A 20,003-nucleotide genomic window follows, 5' to 3' on the forward strand; every position below is an offset into this window, starting at 1 on the left:
AGCCTGTCGAAGCGCGCTGAGCCCGTCGAAGCGCGCAGGGCACGGTGGCCGGCTCAGAGCAGCCAGTCCCGCTTGGCCTCGCCGTCCCAGCGCCGGGCCCGGGCGATCCGGGCGTCGCGTTCGGCCGAGTGCCGCTGCCGGGCCAGCAAGCCGAGCGCGGCACCGACCTGGTCGGGGTTCATCCGGCGGGCCAGGGTGACGTGCGGCGTCCAACGTCCGGGGGCGAACTCGGCGCCGAGCCCGGGTCCGGCCGCCGCGACCACCTGCTGCTGGAGTCGGAGCAGCGCGACGCTGGTCACCACCTGCCGGACCAGGATCAGCACCACCTGGTCGCGGCGCCGCTTGGTGAAGACCAGCGGCGCCCCGATCCGGACGGTCAGATCGAGCCCGTCGACCAGTCGCGAGAGCGCGACCTCGGCAGCCTCGTCGATCGCGTCGGCCGCGAGCAGGGTGACGTGCGGCCGGTGCGACGGCGGCGGGTCCGGACGCCGGCTGGTCGGCAACCCGGCGTCCCCGAGCAGGTCCCACTCGACCAGCACCGCGCGTTCGGCCTCGTCGTCGAGCAACAGCTCGACCGACTGGACCACTCAGCCGGCGTCGGGCGAACCCGAGATGTTGACCAGCCAGCTGATCCCGAACCGGTCGACGCACATCCCGAAGCGGTCGCCCCAGGGCGCCTGCTCGAGCGGCACGGTGACCTGTCCCTGGTCGACGAGCTTCTCCCAGTAACCGGTCAGCTCGTCGACGTCGTCGCCGAACAGCGAGACCGAGATCGAGCCGCCCTCGGTCAGCGGCATCCGGTCGGGCACGTCGGCAGCCATCAGCACGTAGCCGTTCGGCGCGATCAGCTGGCCGTGCATGATCTTGTCCGCCTCGTGGGCCCCGACGCCCATCTCCTCGCCGGCGCCGAACTCGCCGAACGCGGTGAAGGTCGGCTCGCCGCCGAACACGGTGGCGTAGAACTCGAGCGCGGCCCGGGCCGAGTCGCGGAAGTTCAGGTACGGGCTCAGGTTGTTGGTCATCGTCGTCCCCCTGGTGATCGAGCGGTGGGACTCATCCTGGCGTCTCCCACCGACAACGGCCACCTTTGGGGCGGCAGCCCGCACACAGTGCGGTGCCCGGCCTCCCCAGAACTCCCGCGAGAAGACCACGAGGAGCTCGGAGCAACCGGGCGACGGCTCGACCACAGCGCTTCGCCGAGCTCAGCGCACGGTCAGCGGATCAGCGGATCGATCGCCGCGGCGACGAAGACCAGCGCCAGATAGCTGTTCGACCAGTGGAACAGCCGCATCGGCTTGAGCAGCGCGTCGGTCATCCCGGCGCGGGCCCGACGGAGCAGACCCACCGACTCCCAGACCAGCGCCGCCCCGGCCACCGCGGCGACCGCCGGGTAGAGCCAGCCGGTCCCGGCGATCGGCCAGAGTGCGAGCGAGACCAGGACGGTGACCACCGAGTAGGCCAGGATCCGGACCGCGACCGCGGTGCTGCTCCTGACCACCGGAAGCATCGGCACCTGCGCAGCGGCGTAGTCGTCGCGGTAGCGCAGCGCGAGGGCCCAGGTGTGCGGCGGCGTCCAGAAGAACACGATGGCGAAGAGCACGAACGGGGCGAGCTCGATCCGACCGGTCACCGCGGTCCAGCCGATCAGCGGCGGGAAGCAGCCGGCGATCCCGCCCCAGACGATGTTCTGGCTGGTCCGTCGCTTGAGCAGCATGGTGTAGCCGAAGACGTAGAACAGGTTGGCCCCGAGCGCCAGCAGCGAGCTCAACCAGTTGACGGCGAACCCGAGCCAGAGGGTGGCCAGCACCCCGAGCACGAGCCCGAAGGCGGTCGCCGCCCGCGGGTCGACGGCGTGTCGCGGCAACGGGCGGCGCCGGGTGCGGCGCATCTGCTCGTCGATGTCACGGTCGAGCACGCAGTTGAAGACGTTGGCCGAGGCCGCGGCCAGGCAGCCGCCGACCAGGGTGGCGGCGACCAGCCAGAGGTCGGGGATTCCGCGGGCTGCGAGGAACATGGCCGGGACGGTGGTGACCAGCAGCAACTCGATGATCCGCGGCTTGGTCAGCCCGACGTAGGCGCTGAGCACGTCGGAGACCCGGGGGCGGCCGCCTCCCGGCTGGGGATCGTGCCGCGGACCCGGCGAACCCTGCGACTGGCCGGACCGGGACGGCCCGTTCCCGCTCGACTCCGGACCGGTGCGAGCCAGTCCGGTGACGTCGATGCTGGTCACGGTGTCGAGAGTCCCTCTCCGTCGTCCTCGCGCGGCCTCGCCGCGTCGGTCAGTCACCTGGTGCCCCGTCGCGCCGCTCTCACCCACGGCGCCACCGGTCGGCCCCGGTCCGATCTGGGAGTCTACGGCGTCGCCCCCGCGCCTCCGAGCCGGCGACAGGTGATTCCCAACTCACTCTCGGTTCACCCCCGGCCCGCCGCCCACTCCCGTCCTATCTCGATCGCCGGCCCGGCCGGATGCGGACCCCCTGATCCCCCGCTGAGCGGTCCCCCTCCCGGGTCCGGGCACGCGGTCCTCCTCCGCCTGCGTCCGGGCTGTGGGCGGGAGGGGTCCTGCCCTCGGCCGTCGCGGCGCGCCGCGCTAGGGTGAGGACGCCCGATCGACGACTGACTCCGGGCTGATCACGACCGCCAGGGTCGGCCCCTCGCCGGAACCCGGGACCACCCCTGCCGGGGTCGTGCGGCGCGGACTCACGGAAGGAACCGCGTTCGCTGTGACCGACTCACCGACTGACCTCAGCTCCTCGGACCAGGCGCTCGTCCCCGACGGGTGGACCGACGTGGACTCGCGCGCGGTCGACACCGTCCGGGTGCTCGCCGCCGACGCGGTCCAGAAGGTCGGCAACGGCCACCCCGGCACCGCGATGAGCCTCGCGCCGGTGGCCTACCTGCTGTTCCAGAAGGTGATGCGGCACAACCCGAACGACCCGCACTGGGCCGGCCGGGACCGGTTCGTGCTGTCCTGCGGCCACTCGAGCATCACCCTCTACATCCAGCTGTTCCTCGGCGGCTTCGGGCTCGAGCTCGAGGACCTGCAGAGCCTGCGCACCTGGGGCTCGAAGACCCCGGGTCACCCCGAGTACGGGCACACCGCCGGCGTGGAGATCACCACCGGTCCGCTCGGCCAGGGCATCGCCAACGCGGTCGGGATGGCGATGGCCAGCCGTCGCGAGCGGGGTCTGCTCGACCCGGACGCCCCTCAGGGCGAGTCGCTGTTCGACCACCAGATCTACTGCCTGGCCTCCGACGGCGACATCGAGGAGGGCATCTCCTCCGAGGCGTCATCGATCGCCGGGACCCAGCGGCTGGGCAACCTGACGCTGATCTACGACAACAACAAGATCTCGATCGAGGACGACACCAACATCGCCCTGACCGAGGACACCGCCGCCCGGTACGAGGCCTACGGCTGGCACGTCCAGACCGTCGACTGGACCAACGCCGAGACCCACTACGCCGAGAACGTCCGGGCCGTCGCCGAGGCGCTCGACGCGGCCCGCGCGGTCACCGACCGCCCCAGCTTCATCAGCCTGCGGACCATCATCGGCTGGCCGGCCCCGACCAAGCAGGGCACCGGCAAGGCGCACGGCAGCGCGCTGGGCGACGACGAGGTGGCCGCGACCAAGAAGGTGCTGGGCTTCGACCCGGAGAAGACGTTCGAGGTCTCCGAGGAGGTCCTCGCCCACACCCGTGCGCTGCGCGAGCGCGGGCAGCAGGAGCAGGACGCCTGGCAGCAGAAGCTCGACGCCTGGGCGGCCGCGAACCCCGAGGCCCACGCGCTCTACCAGCGGCTCGAGGCCCAGGAGCTCACGCCGGGCTGGGAGGACGCGCTGCCGACCTGGGACGCCGACGCCAAGGGCGTGGCCACCCGGGCCGCGTCGGGCAAGATCCTCACCGCGATCGCGCCGAAGCTGCCGGAGCTGTGGGGCGGATCGGCCGACCTGGCCGAGTCGAACAACACCACCCCGGAGGGCGAGCCGAGCTTCCTGCCCACCGACCGGCAGACCAAGATGTTCTCCGGCGGCCCCTACGGCCGGGTGCTGCACTTCGGCATCCGCGAGCACGCGATGGGCGCCATCCTCAACGGGATCAAGGCGCACGGCGGCACCCGCCCCTACGGCGGCACCTTCCTCACCTTCAGCGACTACATGCGCGGCGCGGTCCGGCTGTCGGCGCTGATGAAGCTGCCGGTCACCTACGTCTGGACCCACGACTCGATCGGGCTCGGCGAGGACGGCCCGACCCACCAGCCGATCGAGCACCTCGCGGCACTCCGGGCGATCCCCGGGCTGGACGTCGTCCGCCCGGCCGACGCCAACGAGACCGCGGCCGCCTGGAAGACGATCCTCGAGCACAAGGACCGGCCCGCCGGGCTGATCCTCACCCGGCAGAACCTGCCGATCGTCCCGCGCGGCACCGACGGGTACGCCGACACCGAGGGCGTGGCCCGCGGTGCCTACGTCCTCAAGGACTTCGGCTCCGCCGACGCCGAGCAGTTCGTCATCCTGATCGGCACCGGGTCCGAGGTGCAGTACGCGCTCGGCGCCGCCGAGAAGCTGGCCGACGAGGGCATCGCCGCCCGGGTCGTCTCGATGCCCTGCCGCGAGTGGTTCGACGAGCAGGACGAGGGGTACCGCAACTCCGTGATCCCGCCGGAGATCAAGGCCCGGGTCAGCGTCGAGGCGGGCGTCAGCCAGGGCTGGCGGGACGTCGTCGGCGACGCAGGCCGGATCATCAGCATCGAGCACTACGGGGCCAGCGCCGCCGGGGCGCTGCTCTTCGAGAAGTTCGGGTTCAGCGCCGACACCGTCGCCGCCGCCGCCCGGGAGAGCCTGGCCCACGTCGACGAGAGCGGTGCACCCGCCCGACCGGCGGCCGCCGGGTCGAAGACGACCGGTGACCACACCGACGACCCCGGCGTCACGGTCCGCTGAGCCGGATCCCGCAGCACCCACCCGCGAACCGTCCGGTTCGCACCTCGCACGAGGAGACGACATGAACGACCGACTCAAGGCACTCGCCGACGCGGGTGTGTCCATCTGGCTCGACGACCTGTCGCGTGAGCGACTCGACTCGGGCAACCTGTCCAAGCTGATCGCCGAGGACTCGGTGGTGGGCGTCACCACCAACCCGACCATCTTCGCCAGCGCGCTCAGCAAGGGCGAGGCCTACGACGTCCAGCTCAAGGACCTCGCCGCCGACAGCGCGACCGTGCCGGACGCGATCAAGGCGGTGACCACCACCGACGTCCGCAACGCCTGCGACGTGATGGCCGCGACCGCCTCGGCCACCGGCGGCGTCGACGGCCGGGTGTCGCTCGAGGTGTCACCCAAGCTGGCCCTCGACACCGACGGGACGATCGCCGAGGCCCGCGAGCTGTGGAGCACCGTCGACCGGCCCAACCTGCTGATCAAGATCCCGGCCACGAAGCAGGGCATCCCGGCGATCCGCACGGCGATCTCGGAGGGCATCAGCGTCAACGTCACGCTGATCTTCGGCCTCGGCCAGTACGAGAACGTCATCGAGGCCTATCTCTCCGGTCTCGAGCAGGCCGCCGAGGCCGGGCACGACCTGAGCCGGATCCACTCGGTGGCGTCGTTCTTCGTCAGCCGGGTCGACACCGAGTACGACAAGCGGCTCGACGCGATCGGCACCGACGAGGCCAAGGCGCTGCGGAGCAAGGCGGCCATCGCCAACGCGCGGCTCGCCTACGAGCTCTACGAGAAGTCGTTCGCCGGTGACCGCTGGGCGGCGCTGGAGGCCAAGGGGGCGCACGTCCAGCGTCCGCTTTGGGCCTCGACCGGCGTCAAGGACCCGAACCTGCCCGACACCCTCTACGTCACCGAGCTGGTGGTGCCGCACACCGTCAACACCATGCCGGAGAAGACCTTGCTGGCCTTCGCCGACCACGGCGAGGTCAAGGGCGACCGGGTCACCACGATGTACGACGACGCGCACCGGACCATGGACGCGCTCGCCGGTCTCGGGATCGACTACGACGAGGTGATCGACACCCTGGAGAGCGAGGGCGTCGACAAGTTCATGAAGTCGTGGGACGAGCTGACCGACTCGGTCGAGCACTCGCTCCACGAGGTCAGCGGCAGCTGACCGCCCGATGACCGAGCTGGAGGACAACGTCCAGATCCTGGTGCACCCGTCGGCGGACGCCGTCGCCGAGGCGATCGCGGCCCGGTTGATCGCGCGGATCGCCGAGGTCCAGGACCAGGGCCGGGTGCCACAGGTCTGCCTGACCGGTGGTCGGATCGCCACCCAGGCCTACCAGCACGTGGCCGACGACGGTCCGCGCAGCCCGGTGGACTGGCGTCGGGTGGAGCTCTGGTGGGGGGACGAGCGCTGGGTCGCCGCGGACAGCGACGACCGGAACGACGCCCCCACCCTGGCGCAGTGGCAGGGCGTCCTGGATCTCGACCCGGAGCGGGTGCACCGGATGCCGGCCACCGACAGCGGGCTGAGCCTGGACGACGCGGCCGACGCCTACGCCGCCGAGCTCGGTGACCGGCGGTTCGACGTCTGCCTGCTCGGGGTCGGCCCGGACGGCCACGTCGCCTCGGTCTTCCCCGAGCACCCGAGCAGCTACGCCGAGGGTCGGGTGATCGGAGTGCGCGCCTCACCCAAGCCACCGCCGGAACGGCTCAGTCTGACCGCCGAGGTCATCAACACCTCCCGCGAGGTGTGGTTCACCGTGGCCGGCGAGGACAAGGCGGCGGCGGTCGCGATGGCGTTGCTGGGTGGTGGCGCGGTGCAGGTGCCGGCGGCCGGGGTGCACGGCACCGACCGGAGCCTGTGGCTGCTCGACCGCGAGGCCGCCTCGAAGCTGCCGTCCGATCTGGTGCAGCGTGGCGTGATCTGAGCCGACGGGACCAGAACCGCAGCAACGACCACGAGCGGCCCACCGTGAGGTGGGCCGCTCGTCGTCTGACCGCTGTCTCTGCTGGCCGCTGGCTCGGCGCTCAGTAGATGAGCTCGCCGCGGGCGCGACGATCGCGAAGCGTCTTGAGCGCCTCGGTGAGGATGGCGTCGGCCTCGGAGTCGCTGCGGCGCTCCTTCACGTAGGCCAGGTGCGTCTTGTAGGGCTCGATCTTCGGCGGCGGCGGCGGGTTGGCGCTGTCGAGGTTGGCCGGGAGCCCGCACCGCGGGCAGTCCCAGGTCTCGGGCACCTGGGCGTCCGCGGCGAACGCCGGACGCGTCTCGTGCCCGTGGGCGCAGAAGTAGGAGACGACCAGCCGGGGTGCGGCGTCGCCACGCTCCGCCTCCCCCATCGGGCCGGCGCCGACACGACTCCCGCGGATAGCACTGCCACCAGCCATGATCTGTTCCCCCCAAGGATTGGATCCGTCATTCGGTTGTCGGATTCGGTTGTCGGTACAGCGTCGGGCTCTGCTCGTCCCTGCGGGCCGGATGCGGGTCCGGCCGGAGGACTCAGCCCTGGAGCTTGTAGAGCAGGCCGAGCGCCACGATGCAGGCCAGCCAGATCACCCCGAGGATGATCGTCAGGCGGTCGAGGTTGCGCTCGGCGATCGACGAGCCGCCGAGCGACGACGAGATCCCGCCGCCGAAGAGGTCGGACAGCCCGCCACCGCGGCCTTTGTGCATCAGCACGAAGAGCGCGAGGATCACGCTCACCACGACCAACACGATGGAGAACGCCAGGATCGGCACGCTCATCATGGGAACCACTGCAATCACGGGCTGAGCCTAATACACCGGGCCGGGACGCCGAGAAGGTCTCGACCGACTCCGAAGGCCACGCCGCCGGTGCTGGTGCCGCTCAGCCGACCGCGGGCAGCGCGTAGAACCGGGCGATCGCCGAGAACTCGTCGATCTGCAGGCTGGCCCCGCCCACCAGGCAGCCGTCGACGTCGGGCTGGTCCATGATCTGCGCGACGTTGTTCGACTTCACCGAGCCGCCGTAGAGGATCCGGACCCGGTCGGCGACGTCGGCGCCGAAGGCCTCGGCCAGCAGGCCGCGGATCGCACCGCAGACCTCCTGGGCGTCCGCCGGCGTGGCGACCTCACCGGTCCCGATCGCCCAGACCGGCTCGTAGGCGATGACCACCGAGGCGGCCTGCTCCGCGCTCAGCCCGTCGAGCGCCGCGCGGACCTGGGCCAGGGTGTACTCGACCTGGTTCCCGGCCTGGCGGACGTCGAGGCCCTCGCCGACGCAGACGATCGGGGTGATCCGGTGCGCCAGCGCCTGCTTGGTCTTGGCGTTGACCAGGGCGTCGTCCTCGGCGTGGTAGGTCCGGCGCTCGGAGTGGCCGACCGTGACGTAGCGGCAGTTGAGCTTGGCCAGCATCTCCGCCGAGACGTCGCCGGTGTAGGCACCCTTGTCGTGCGGCGAGAGGTCCTGCGCGCCGAACCCGAGCTCGAGCCGGTCCCCCTCGATCAGGGTCTGCACGCTGCGGATGTCGGTGAACGGCGGCAGCACGACGACCTCGCACCGGCCGGAGTCGTGCTTCTTGTCCGACAGCGTCCAGGCCAGCTTCTGCACCAGCCCGACCGCCTCCACGTGGGTCAGGTTCATCTTCCAGTTGCCGGCCATCAGCGGCGTACGGGCCATCTCGGACTGCTCCTCAGTCGGGTGGTGGATCTCGGAACGCGGTGGGACCGGCCCACGCGGGCCGGTCGGGCTCAGTCCTCGAGGACCGAGAGACCCGGCAGCGTCTTGCCCTCGAGGTACTCGAGGCTCGCGCCGCCGCCGGTGGAGATGTGACCGAAGGCGTCGTCGGCGAAGCCGAGATCACGGACGGCCGCCGCGGAGTCGCCGCCGCCGACCACCGAGAGGCCGTCGACCTCGGTCAGCGCCTGGGCGACGGCGCGGGTGCCGCCGGCGAAATTCTCCCACTCCGCCACGCCCATCGGCCCGTTCCAGAACACGGTCCGGCCCTTGCTGATCACCGCACCGAACACGGTCTGCGCATCCGGTCCGATGTCGAGACCCAACTGGTCGGCGGGGATCTGGTCGGCGGGGACGACGGTCGGCGGGGCGTCGGCCTTGAACTCGGGGGCCACCACGATGTCGGAGGGCAGCACGATCTGCTTGCCTCCGGCCGCGGCCTGGTCGAGGTAGCCCTTGACCGTCTCGATCTGGTCCTCCTCGAGCAGGCTCTTGCCCACCCCGTGGCCCTGGGCCGCGAGGAAGGTGAAGACCATGCCGCCGCCGATCACCAGGGTGTCGGCGGTCTTGATCAGGTTGGCGATCACCGCGAGCTTGTCCGAGACCTTGGCCCCGCCGAGCACCACCACGTAGGGCTTCTTCGGCGCCTCGGTGAGCTGCTGGAGCACCTCGACCTCGGCCTGGACGAGCAGCCCGGCCGCGCTGGGCAGCCGCGAGGCGACGTCGTAGACGGACGCCTGCTTGCGGTGCACGACGCCGAAGCCGTCGGACACGAACACGTCGCCGAAGGCGGCGTACCGGTCGGCCAGCGCACCGCGCTCGGCCTCGTCCTTGGACTCCTCGCCCGGCTCGTAGCGGACGTTCTCGAGCATCGCGACGTCGCCGTCGGCGAGCCCGGCGACGGTCTCCTGGGCGGAATCGCCGACCACGTCACCGGCCAGCCGGACCTCGACGCCGAGCAGCTCGGAGAGCCGGGCGGCGGCGGGCGCCAGCGAGTACTTCGGGTTGGCCTCGCCCTTGGGCCGGCCGAGGTGCGCCATGATCACGATCTTGGCGCCGGCCTCGCGGAGCCGGTTGAGCGTGGGCAGCGAGGCCCGGATCCGCCCGTCGTCGGTGATCCGGTCCCCGTCCAGCGGCACGTTGAGGTCGCAGCGGATCAGGACGCGCTTCCCGCGCAGGTCACCCAGGTCGTCGATCGATTTCACAGCTTCTCCCAGTGTGTTCGCGCACGCCGCCGGGGCACCACGTACGTCTGCGAGCGTCCTCCGAGCCGCGCCGGGCCGTTCTGCACGACGAGGCTCTCGGGCGCCAGGGTTGGGTCACCTCGCACCGCCCGCCGAACGGCCCGCCCCGCCCCGAGAACGAGGAGGAAGAACGGGCCGTTCAGCGCGGCGTGCGCGAGCAGACTCAAGGGAGTCCGCGAGCGGACTCAACTAGCTCAGAGCGACTTGCCGACCAGCTCGACCAGGTTGACCAGCCGGTTGGAGTAGCCCCACTCGTTGTCGTACCAGCCGACGACCTTGACCTGGTTGCCGATCACCTTGGTCAGCCCGGAGTCGAAGATGCACGAGCTCGGGTCGGTCACGATGTCGGAGGAGACGATCTCGTCCTCGGTGTACTTCAGGTAGCCCTTGAGTGCACCCTCGGCGGCGGCCTTGACCGCGGCGTTGACCTCGTCGACGGTGGTCTCGCGACCCACCTCGACGGTCAGGTCGGTGGCCGAGCCCGTGGGCACAGGCACGCGGAGCGCGTACCCGTCGAGCTTGCCCTTGAGCTGCGGGAGCACCAGCCCGATCGCCTTGGCGGCACCGGTGGAGGTCGGCACGATGTTCAGGGCCGCGGCGCGGGCGCGACGCAGGTCCTTGTGCGGGCCGTCCTGCAGGTTCTGGTCCTGCGTGTAGGCGTGGATGGTGGTCATCAGGCCCTTGACGATGCCGAACTCGTCGTCGATCGCCTTGGCCATCGGCGCCAGGCAGTTCGTGGTGCACGAGGCGTTGGAGATGATGTTGTGGTTCGCCGGGTCGTACTCGCCGTCGTTGACGCCGAGCACCACGGTGAGGTCCTCGTTCTTGGCCGGAGCCGAGATGATCACCTTCTTGGCGCCGCCGTCGAGGTGCGCCTTGGCCTTGGTGGCGTCGGTGAAGAAGCCGGTGGACTCGACGACCACGTCGACACCCAGGTCGCCCCAGGGCAGCGCGGCCGGGTCACGCTCGGCCAGGATCTTGATGGTGTGGTCGCCGATGGCGATGCCGTCGCCGGTCACGGTGATCTCGGCCGGGTAGCGACCGAGGATCGAGTCGTACTTCAGCAGGTGGGCCATCGTGGCCAGGTCGCCGAGGTCGTTGGCGGCCACCACCTCGATGTCGGAACCCGCGGCCGCCGCGGCGCGGAAGAAGTTACGTCCGATCCGGCCGAAGCCGTTGATCCCTACGCGAACGGTCATGCGTGAACTCCTCAGTGGTGCTCAGTCGTGGGACATCCAAACGCCGTCCACACTAACCAATCGCGACCAGCCGAACCCGGACCGCATCCGGTGCTGGTAGCAACCTCAGACCACCCGCCAAATTGGTTCGTTCGCACACGCCGCGCTGCTACGGCTCGTTCTTCCTCCTCGTTCGCGAGGACGGAGAAGCGTGTCCTCGCGAGCCTCGTCGTGCAGAACGACCCGGCGCGGCTCAGAGGATGCTCACGAACGAGGGTGAGCTCGGGACTAGTCGTCCTCGAGCATGTCCTGGGGGAGGTTGGCGGTGGTGTTGTCGATGCCGAGCTCGGCGGCCCGCTTGTCGGCGGTGGCCAGCAGCCGGCGGATCCGGCCGGCGACGGCGTCCTTGGTGAGCTGCGGGTCGTGCAGCTGGCCGAGCTCCTCGAGGCTGGCCTGCTTGTTCTCCAGCCGGAGCACGCCGGCCGCGCGCAGGTGCTCGGGGACGTCCTCGCCGAGGATCTCGAGCGCCCGCTCGACCCGGGCGCTGGCGGCCACCGCGGCCCGCGCCGAGCGGCGCAGGTTGGCGTCATCGAAGTTGGCCAGTCGGTTGGCCGAGGCCCGGACCTCGCGGCGCATCCGGCGCTCCTCCCAGGCCAGCAGCGACTCGTGCGCCCCGAGCCGGGTGAGCAGCTGGCCGATCGCCTCGCCGTCACGGATGACCACCCGGTCGACGTTGCGGACCTCGCGCGCCTTGGCCGAGATGCCGAGCCGACGGGCGGCGCCGACCAGGGCCAGGGCCGCCTCCGGACCCGGGCAGGTCACCTCGAGGGCCATCGACCGGCCGGGTTCCGTCAGCGAGCCGTGGGCGAGGAACGCGCCACGCCAGGCGGCCACGCACTCGTCCAGCCCGCCGCTGACCACCTGGGCGGGGAGCCCGCGGGCCGGGCGTCCGCGCGAGTCGACCAGCCCGGTCTGCCGGGCCAGCGCGTCGCCGTCCTTGATGACCCGGACGACGTAGCGGGTGCCGCGGCGGATGCCCGCGCCGTTGACGATGACCAGCTCGCTGGGGTGGCCGAAGACGTCGGCGATGTCGGTCCGGAGCCGTCGGGCCACCGCGCCGGTGTCCAGCTCGGCCTCGATCACGATCCGTCCGCTGACGATGTGCAGCCCGCCGGCGAAGCGCAGGGTGGCGGCGACCTCGGCCTTGCGGGCACCGGGCTTGCTGACCTTGATCGTCGCCAGCTCGGCCTTCACCTGCGCGGTCATCGCCATTGACGCATCTTGTCATGCACGGCAAGCACCGACCGAGTCGACGGCAGAATTCCCTTGCCTGGTTGACTTTGCCGGGTCAGATGCCCATGATCCCGGCGTACGCGGAGGCCAGCCGCAGCGGGTCGTGGCGCGCCGAGCCGTCGCGCGCGGCCAGCTCCTCGACCACCAGCTCGGCGCCGAGCGAGTGCGCGTAGGCCTCGAGGTGGTCGTCGTCGCCGACGAACCGGCTGTCGGCCAGCACCACGTCGAGCCGCAGCTTCGGGGCGTGCTCGGCCAGCAGCTCGATGTGCCGGGCGGCACTGAACCCGTGGGTCTCGGCGTCGGTCCGGACGTTGAGGGTGAGCACCCGCTTGGCCGGCGTGGTGAGGATCGCCGCGGCCAGGTCGGGCACCAGCAGGTGCGGGATCACCGAGGTGAACCAGGAGCCGGGACCGAGCACCACCCAGTCGGCGTCGAGCACCGACTCGATCGACTCCGGGCAGGTCGGCGGGTCCACCGGCAGCAGCCGGACGTTGCGGACCTCGCCGGTGGTCATCGCCACCCGGTGCTGACCGTGGATCACCGAGGTCTCGTCCGGGGAACGCGGGTCGACGCCGAGCACGTCGGCCTCGATCTGCAGCGGCACCGAGGACATCGGCAGCACCCGCCCCTTGGCGCCGAGCAGCCGGGCCACCATGTCGAGCCCGGCCACCGGGTCGCCGAGCCGCTCCCACAGCCCGGCGATCAGCAGGTTGCCGATCGCGTGCTCGCGCAGCGAGCCGTCACCGGTGAACCGGTACTGCAGCACGTCGGCCCAGGTGCGGCCGGACTCGTCGTCTCCGCAGAGCGCGGCCAGCGCCATCCGCAGGTCGCCGGGCGGCAGGCAGTCGAGCTCCTCGCGGAGCCGGCCGGACGACCCGCCGTCGTCGGCCACGGTGACCACCGCGGTCAGCCGGTCGGTGATCCGGCGCAGCGCGGTCAGCGAGGCGGCCAGCCCGTGGCCGCCGCCGAGGGCGACCACGGCGGGGAGCAGCCCGAGGCTGCCGACGGGCTCGCTCATGCCTGACCGACGTCGCGGTGCAGCACCTTGGTGGGCATCCCCGAGGCCCGCAGCCGGCGGCCGAACTCCTCGGCCATCGCCGTGCTGCGGTGCTTGCCCCCGGTGCAGCCGATGGCCACGGTGGCGAACCGCTTGCCCTCCCGGACGTACCCCTCGGCGGTCACCTCCAGCAGCGCCTCGAGCCGGTCGAGGAAGGTGGTGGCACCCTCCTGGGCCAGCACGTACTCGCTGACCTCGGGGGTCAGCCCGGTCAGCGGCCGCAGTTCGGGCACCCAGTGCGGGTTAGGCAGGAACCGGACGTCGACCACCAGGTCGGCGTCGACGGGGATGCCGTTCTTGAAGCCGAAGCTGAGCACGGTCACCCGCAGCCGCTCGTGATCGCCGTCGCCGTAGGCGTGGGTCACCCGCGAGGTCAGCTGGTGGATGTTGATGGCCGAGGTGTCGATGACCAGGTCGGCCGCGGCCCGCAGGGTGGCCAGGCTGCGCCGCTCGGCCAGGATGCCGTCGAGCAGCCGGCCGTCGCCCTGCAGCGGGTGCGGACGCCGGACCGACTCCTGCCGCCGGACGATGACGTCGTCGCTGGCCTCGAGGAAGAGGATCTCGGGCCGCACTCCCCCGTTCCGCAGCTCGGAGAACATCGCCGGCAGCTGCTCGAAGAACGACCGGGTGCGGACGTCGAGCACGACCGCCAGCCGGTGCCAGCCGGACTCCGCGGCGAGCGCGCACACCTCGGGCAGCACGTTCGGCGGCAGGTTGTCGACCACGTACCAGCCCAGGTCCTCCAGCGCGTTGGCCGCGGTGCTGCGACCGGCTCCGGACATCCCGGTCACCACCACCAGCCGGACGCCCTGGCCGAGCGCACCGGTGCCGGTGGGGCCCGCTCCGGGCTCGGCGGTCTCGGCGCCGGGCAGGCCGGCGCCGAAGCGTTCGGTCGCCTCGTCGGCCGGGCCGTCGGTGGCGGCGGGGGGCTCGAGGTCGTCCGGTCGGGGGGACGCGGTGTCCACCGGTGTCTCGGTGCTCACCGGCCCATTATCGGGGTCGACGACCCGCGTGCCGCCCGCGCGACCGACTCAGCCCTCGATGATCTCGCCGGTGGCGGTGTTGACCGACTCGCGGACCGGCTTGGCGTCCAGCGCGGCCTTAACCGAGATCGCGGTCTTGGTGCCGAAGCCGGGCACTGCGGCGATGTCCTCGACGGTCGCCGCGCGGAGCTTCTTGAGCGAGCCGAAGTAGGCCAGCAACGCCTTGCGCCGCACCTCCCCCAGCCCGGGGATCTCGTCGAGGGTCGACTCGACCATCGACCGGCTGCGCCGGCTGCGGTGGTGGGTGATGGCGAACCGGTGCGCCTCGTCGCGGAGCCGCTGGAGCAGATAGAGCCCCTCCGAGGTGCGCGGCAGGATCATCGGGTCGTCCTCGTCGGGCAGCCAGACCTCCTCGAGCCGCTTGGCCAGACCGCAGAGCGCGACGTCGGTGATGCCGAGCTCGCGCATCGCCTGCGCGGCGGCGGCCACCTGCGGCGGCCCGCCGTCGACCACGATGAGCTGCGGGGCGTAGGCGAACTTCTTCGGCGCCCCGGTGGTCGGGTCGACCAGCAGCGCCCCCTCCGCCCCGGTGCCGTCGCCGTGCTCCTGCATGGCCAGGCGGTCGTCGAGCAGCCTCCGGAACCGGCGGGTGATGACCTCGTGCATGGCGGCGACGTCGTTCTGCCCGTCGACCCCGCGGATGACGAACCGGCGGTACTCACCCTTGCGCGGCAGCCCGTCCTCGAACACCACCATCGAGGCCACCACCTCGGTGCCCTGGAGGTTGGAGATGTCGTAGCACTCGATCCGCAGCGGCGCGCTCGGCAGGTCGAGCGCCTCCTGGATCTCCTCCAGCGCCCGGTTGCGGGTGGAGAGGTCGGCGGCCCGCTTGGTCTTGTGCCGGATCAGCGTCTCCTGCGCGTTCCGGCTGACCGTGTCCATCAGCGTCCGCTTGTCCCCGCGCCGCGGGACACGGATGTGCACCGGACCGCCGCGCTGTTCGCTGAGCAGGTCGGAGACCACCTCGACGCTCGGCGGCAGCGCCGGGACCAGGATCTCGCGCGGGATCGCCTGCTCGGGCGTCGCGTCGGCGCCCGCGGCGTCGCCGTAGAGCTGGAGCAGGAACCGCTCGATCAGCTCGGCGGTGTCGCCCTCGTCGACCCGGTCGGCCACCCAGCCGCGTTCACCGCGGACCCGGCCGCCGCGGACGTGGAAGATCTGCACCGCCACCTCGAGCGGGTCCTCGGCCAGCGCGATGACGTCGGCGTCGGTGCCGTCCATGAAGACGATGGCGTTCTTCTCGAGGGCGCGCTGGAGCGCGCCGAGGTCGTCGCGGAGCCGGGCCGCGCGCTCGAACTCGAGCGCCGCACTGGCCTCCTTCATCTCGGCCGTCAGCCGCCGGATCACCGGCTGCGTCTGCCCGGACATGAAGCGGCAGAAGTCCTCGACGATCTCGCGGTGCTCCTCGGCGCTGACCCGGCCGACGCAGGGTGCCGAGCACTTGTCGATGTAGCCGAGCAGGCAGGGCCGGCCGACCTGGCCCGCGTTGCGGAACACCCCGTTCGAGCAGGAGCGCATCGGGAACGCGCGGAGCAGCAGGTCGACGGTCTCGCGGATCGCCCAGGCGTGGCCGTACGGACCGAAGTAGCGGTTGCCCTTGCGCTTGGGACCGCGACCGACCAGCACCCGCGGGAACTCCTCGCTCAGCGTCACCGCCAGCCAGGGATAGGACTTGTCGTCGCGGTACTTGACGTTGAACCGCGGGTCGTACTGCTGGATCCAGGTGTACTCGAGCTGGAGCGACTCGACCTCGGTCTGGACGACGGTCCACTCCACCTTGGCCGCCGTCATCACCATCGTCCGGGTGCGGAAGTGCAGCGAGGCGGGGTCGGCGAAGTAGGAGTTCAGCCGTTGGCGCAGGTTCTTGGCCTTGCCGACGTAGATGACCCGGCCGTCCTGGTCGCTGAACCGGTAGACCCCCGGCTGTTCGGGGATCGCCCCCGGGGCGGGTCGGTAGGTCGAGGGGTCAGCCACGCCCCCAGATTAGGCGCGGCCGCCGACAGTCGAGCGGGTCGGGGACGCGCCGGGCGCACGCCGGCGACAGGATCGCGGTGCCGGTCAGCGGGCGGCGCCGGAGACCCAGGCGGCGGCCCGGGCGGCACCGTCGAGCCAGCGCCGGCGTCGGTCGTCGTCGGCCGCGTTGACCTGCGGGAACACCATCCGCTCGACGTCCGGACCGCCGAGGGTGGGCGCGACCGCGCGGCGCCAGAGCAGGTCGAGCGGGTCCCCGGCGCCGTCGCGGTCCGGCGGGCTGTCGGTGGTGGTGACCACCAGCAGCCGTCGGACGCCGAGCAGCGGCTCGATCGGCGCGGTCGGTCCGTGGTCGCGGTAGGCGACGCCCGGTGCGAGCACCCGGTCGAGCCAGCCGGCCAGCACGGCGGGCGGCTTGCCCCACCAGTTCGGGTGCACCACCACCAGCGCGCGGGCGACGGCGAGCTCGCGTCGGTGGGTGTCGACCAACGGGTCGGCGGTCGGACGGGCGCCGCCACCGGGTCCGGGCAGCCGCGACTCGTCGGCGGTGAGCAGCGGGTCGAACCCCTCGACGTAGAGGTCGTGCCAGCCGACCCGGGCCCCGGCCTCGGTCAGCGTGGCGCGGATCCGGGCGGCGGCGGCGTGGCAGAAGCTGTCGGCGCGCGGGTGGCCGAGCACGACCATCGCCGGGCTCAGCAGGCGCATCGGCTCAGGATAGGGCGGCCCGGCCGGTGCCGCTCCCCTCGAGACGGCACCGGCCGGGGTCCGGGGCGGGGGCGCTCAGCTGACGAAGAGGTTGCTCCCCGACTGCTCGACGTTCTTGGCGGCCAGCGGCTGGTTGGCCGGACCGCGCTTGACCGACCCGTCCTCGATCGAGAACTCGCTGCCGTGGCAGCGGCAGAGGATGATCCCGTCCTGGACGGCGCTCACCGGGCAGCCCTGGTGGGTGCAGATCCCGCTGAACGCCTTGTAGGTGCCCGAGGTCGGCTGGGTGACCACCAGCTTGTCCTTGATCACGCCGCCGCCGACCGGGACCTCGGTCTTGGCGAACTCGGTGCCGGTGGGCTGGCTGGACGTCGAGCCCGACGCGGACCCGGAGGACGAGGACGACGGGGAGTCGGACGCGGAGGGGCTGCTCGCGGCGCTCGACGGTCCGGCGGCGGGCGACCCCGAGCTGCCGCCGGCCGGACCGGCCGAGCTGTCGGTGCCGCCGCAGGCGGCCAGTGCGGCCACGCCACCGCCGGCCAGGGCGACCAGCGAGGCCCGGCGGAAGAGCTCGCGGCGGTTGCTGCCGGCCGGAGTGGATCCGTCGGCCGCGAGGCAGCCGGCGCAGGCGTGCGGGGTGGGGTCCTCGGTGCCGGGCTCGGTGGAGAGGCGGTCGGGCGAGGTGGTCATCGGAGGCTCCGCTCGGTCGTTCGGACTGCTGTCTCACTGTGTGCACGAACGGGATCGGTTGATCGTTCATCGACCTCGCTGTGAGTTCCGGGGTGACCACCCCGGGCCGGCGCCGGGCGGGCAGAATCCGGGCCCATGGCGGTCGGCGAGGACAGCTGGAGCATCGACCTGCACGGCGAGGCGTACACCGACAAGGTGCTCGGGTGCTGGCTGGGCAAGAACGCGGGCGGCACGCTCGGCACCCCGGTCGAGGAGGTCTGGGGGCGCGACGAGCCGTTCGACCTCGACTGGTACCCGGAGCTGCGGTCCGGGGGGTTGCCCAACGACGACCTCGAGATGCAGCTGGTCTGGCTGACCGCGCTGAGCCAGGTCGGGCCGGAGCTGCGGGCCGCCGACCTGGCCCGCTACTGGCTCGACCACATCGGCTACAACTTCGACGAGTACGGGCTCAATAAGGCCAACCTCCGGCTCGGGCTCCAGCCACCGGTCAGCGGGTCCTGGAACAACTGGTTCGTCGACTGCATGGGCTGCCCGATCCGCTCGGAGGTGTGGGCGTGTGTGGCGCCGGGGGTGCCGCGGGTCGCGGCCCGGTACGCCTACGAGGACGCGATCTGCGACCACGCCGGCGGCGAGTCGGTGTGGGGCGAGTTGTTCAACGTGGCGATCCAGAGCGCCGCGTTCGTGGTCGACGACGCCGACACCCTGCTCGACATCGGGCTCAGCTACGTGCCCGAGGGGACGGCGACCGCGCGCGCGGTGCTGGCGGCCCGGCGGGCGCACGCCGAGGGGCTGGACTGGCTGGCCGCCCGACGTCGGGTGCTCGAGGAGACGCCGAGCCGGGTCGCGCAGTACTCGCCGATCAACCTCGGGTTCCAGACCATCGGGCTGCTCTACGGCCGCGACTTCGGCGAAGCGCTCTGCCTCACCGTCAACTGCGGCTGGGACACCGACTCCTCCGGCGGCAGCCTCGGCAGCTGGTGGGGCATCCGGGCCGGGCGTTCCGGGCTGCCGGAGAAGTGGATCGAACCGTTCGGGACCGGGCTGTCGACCAACGAGTCGTGGGGCGGGGTCCGGCACCTCACCGACGGCAGCGCGCCGATCCCGACCGACGTGGTCGAGCTGACCGCGGCGATCCGGGAGCAGGCCGCGCGAGTGCTCGCGCACCACGGGGTGCCGGTCGAGAACGGCGTGATCACCGTCGAGCGGGAGTCGCTCTACGCTGACGACGGCGTGCGCGCGCTGTGGGCCCGGTCGCCGTGGACGGTCGCGCACGACCTCGGTCAGCTGCGGGTCGATGTCGACTACCAGGGCTCGGCGGCCGCGCGGCCCGGCGGCGTCCGCGAGCTCGCGCTGACCGTGCACAACCCGCACCCGGACCCGGTGGTCGTGGGGGTGTCGACGCTGGTGCCCGACGGCTGGCGTCCGGCCGTGCCGCAGACCGTCGAGGTCGCGGCCGCGGGCGCGGCGTCGGTCCGGCTGGAGATCGGCGTCGGCGGCCGGGCGGCGGTCGAGCAGAGCAACGTGGTGCTGGTGCGGGCCCAGCCGCAGGGCTACCCCACCGTCGCCCCCGTGCCGGTGACGCTGGCCGGCGCGCAGGCCTGGCGGTGGCGGACGGTCGGCGGCGAGGAGTGGACGGACTTGGCGGTCGACGGCAACGCCCTACCGCTGGCCGAGCTCCTGTCGAGCGCGACCGGTCCGGTCGAGCTCCGCGGCTGGATCGAGGCGACCGAACCCACCAAGGTCCGGCTCGGCGTCGACACCACCGTGGACACGGTGGTGCGGGTCAACGGCACGGTGTTGCTCGACTACGCGGGCCCGCGGCTGATCCGCCCGTCCTACGGCGTCGAGGAACTGGTCAACCGGGTGGTCGAGCTCCGTCCCGGCTTCAACGAGGTGTCGGTCACCCTGACCGTCCCATCGGGCGCGACCGAACTGGCCGGGCACACCTTCCTGTCCACGCCCGACCGGCTCCGGCACGGCATCGTCCATCTCCGCCGGACCCGCACCCCCGAGGACTGACCCCGTCCGCGCACCACCTCCGCGCGCTGAGCCTCTGGGGCGCATGGTGCCTGAGCCTGTCGGAGCGCAGCCGCCCGCTGAGCCTGTCGAAGCGCCGAGCCCGAAGGCCCTTCGACAGGCTCAGGGCACGGTGCACGGGTCGATCACGGAACGCGC

The 20,003-nt window shown here is 72.0% G+C and carries 18 protein-coding genes; 4 read left to right on the plus strand and 14 right to left on the minus strand.

All coding sequences use genetic code 11. The features are described from left to right. Positions 1-53: 53 nt before the first annotated feature. From FHX74_RS09290 to FHX74_RS09300, 3 genes are all read right to left on the minus strand, one after another. Positions 54-587: a 2'-5' RNA ligase family protein gene (locus FHX74_RS09290; protein WP_182559872.1), complete on the minus strand. Its 534-nt coding sequence runs from the start codon at positions 585-587 to the stop codon at positions 54-56. Continuing rightward, positions 588-1,022, minus strand: a complete 435-nt coding sequence (locus FHX74_RS09295; protein ID WP_182559873.1) for a VOC family protein — start codon at positions 1,020-1,022, stop codon at positions 588-590. Between the two features lie 191 nt (positions 1,023-1,213). Continuing rightward, a complete protein-coding gene (locus tag FHX74_RS09300) occupies positions 1,214-2,230 on the minus strand; it encodes a heme o synthase (RefSeq protein ID WP_328823732.1) in 1,017 nt (338 codons plus the stop codon). A gap of 493 nt (positions 2,231-2,723) precedes the next feature. Here FHX74_RS09300 and tkt point away from each other — a divergent pair, with 493 nt between their 5' ends. The 3 genes from tkt to pgl all read left to right on the plus strand — a co-directional run bounded on the left by tkt (position 2,724) and on the right by pgl (position 6,880). Beyond that, positions 2,724-4,943, plus strand: coding sequence for a transketolase (gene tkt, locus FHX74_RS09305; protein ID WP_182559874.1), 2,220 nt, complete (start codon positions 2,724-2,726; stop codon positions 4,941-4,943). A 61-nt stretch (positions 4,944-5,004) separates the two neighbouring features. Further along, positions 5,005-6,117, plus strand: coding sequence for a transaldolase (gene tal, locus FHX74_RS09310; RefSeq protein ID WP_182559875.1), 1,113 nt, complete (start codon positions 5,005-5,007; stop codon positions 6,115-6,117). 7 nt (positions 6,118-6,124) lie between these two features. Further along, positions 6,125-6,880 (plus strand): 6-phosphogluconolactonase, encoded by a 756-nt coding sequence (gene pgl / locus FHX74_RS09315; RefSeq protein ID WP_182559876.1) that lies wholly within the window; start codon positions 6,125-6,127, stop codon positions 6,878-6,880. 100 nt (positions 6,881-6,980) lie between these two features. Here the strand turns inward: pgl and FHX74_RS09320 are convergent, their stop codons facing one another. From FHX74_RS09320 to FHX74_RS09370, 11 genes are all read right to left on the minus strand, one after another. Continuing rightward, positions 6,981-7,337: an RNA polymerase-binding protein RbpA gene (locus FHX74_RS09320; RefSeq protein ID WP_182559877.1), complete on the minus strand. Its 357-nt coding sequence runs from the start codon at positions 7,335-7,337 to the stop codon at positions 6,981-6,983. 112 nt (positions 7,338-7,449) lie between these two features. Further along, a complete protein-coding gene (secG, locus tag FHX74_RS09325; RefSeq protein ID WP_220483790.1) occupies positions 7,450-7,695 on the minus strand; it encodes a preprotein translocase subunit SecG in 246 nt (81 codons plus the stop codon). Positions 7,696-7,798: 103 nt separating this feature from the next. After that, complete coding sequence (tpiA, locus tag FHX74_RS09330) at positions 7,799-8,590, minus strand: triose-phosphate isomerase (protein WP_182559878.1); 792 nt, start codon at positions 8,588-8,590, stop codon at positions 7,799-7,801. 71 nt (positions 8,591-8,661) lie between these two features. Then, on the minus strand, positions 8,662-9,852 hold the full coding sequence (locus FHX74_RS09335; RefSeq protein WP_182559879.1) for a phosphoglycerate kinase: 1,191 nt from the start codon (positions 9,850-9,852) through the stop codon (positions 8,662-8,664). 233 nt (positions 9,853-10,085) lie between these two features. After that, on the minus strand, positions 10,086-11,090 hold the full coding sequence (gap, locus tag FHX74_RS09340; protein ID WP_182559880.1) for a type I glyceraldehyde-3-phosphate dehydrogenase: 1,005 nt from the start codon (positions 11,088-11,090) through the stop codon (positions 10,086-10,088). 267 nt (positions 11,091-11,357) lie between these two features. Further along, the gene (gene whiA, locus FHX74_RS09345; RefSeq protein ID WP_182559881.1) at positions 11,358-12,341 is read right to left on the minus strand and encodes a DNA-binding protein WhiA; all 984 of its coding nucleotides are present in this window, start codon (positions 12,339-12,341) and stop codon (positions 11,358-11,360) included. Positions 12,342-12,417: 76 nt separating this feature from the next. Beyond that, positions 12,418-13,380: a gluconeogenesis factor YvcK family protein gene (locus tag FHX74_RS09350; protein WP_182559882.1), complete on the minus strand. Its 963-nt coding sequence runs from the start codon at positions 13,378-13,380 to the stop codon at positions 12,418-12,420. Then, entirely contained in the window at positions 13,377-14,216 is an 840-nt protein-coding gene (rapZ, locus tag FHX74_RS09355; RefSeq protein WP_328823789.1) for an RNase adapter RapZ, read from the minus strand. The genes FHX74_RS09350 and rapZ overlap by 4 nt, the downstream gene beginning before the upstream one ends. A 234-nt stretch (positions 14,217-14,450) precedes the next feature. Further along, complete coding sequence (gene uvrC, locus FHX74_RS09360) at positions 14,451-16,436, minus strand: excinuclease ABC subunit UvrC (RefSeq protein ID WP_182559883.1); 1,986 nt, start codon at positions 16,434-16,436, stop codon at positions 14,451-14,453. Between the two features lie 84 nt (positions 16,437-16,520). Continuing rightward, a complete protein-coding gene (locus FHX74_RS09365; protein WP_182559884.1) occupies positions 16,521-17,138 on the minus strand; it encodes an NAD(P)H-dependent oxidoreductase in 618 nt (205 codons plus the stop codon). A 75-nt stretch (positions 17,139-17,213) separates the two neighbouring features. Beyond that, positions 17,214-17,828, minus strand: a complete 615-nt coding sequence (locus tag FHX74_RS09370) for a Rieske (2Fe-2S) protein (protein WP_182559885.1) — start codon at positions 17,826-17,828, stop codon at positions 17,214-17,216. 135 nt (positions 17,829-17,963) lie between these two features. Between FHX74_RS09370 and FHX74_RS09375 the strand changes: the two genes are divergently transcribed. Next, positions 17,964-19,847 carry an ADP-ribosylglycohydrolase family protein gene (locus FHX74_RS09375; RefSeq protein WP_182559886.1) on the plus strand — a complete coding sequence of 628 codons (1,884 nt, stop codon included), beginning with the start codon at positions 17,964-17,966 and terminating at the stop codon, positions 19,845-19,847. The last annotated feature ends 156 nt before the right edge of the window (positions 19,848-20,003 follow it).

Source organism: Microlunatus kandeliicorticis, from assembly GCF_014137855.1.
GTDB classification, from domain to species: Bacteria; Actinomycetota; Actinomycetes; order Propionibacteriales; family Propionibacteriaceae; genus Microlunatus; species Microlunatus kandeliicorticis.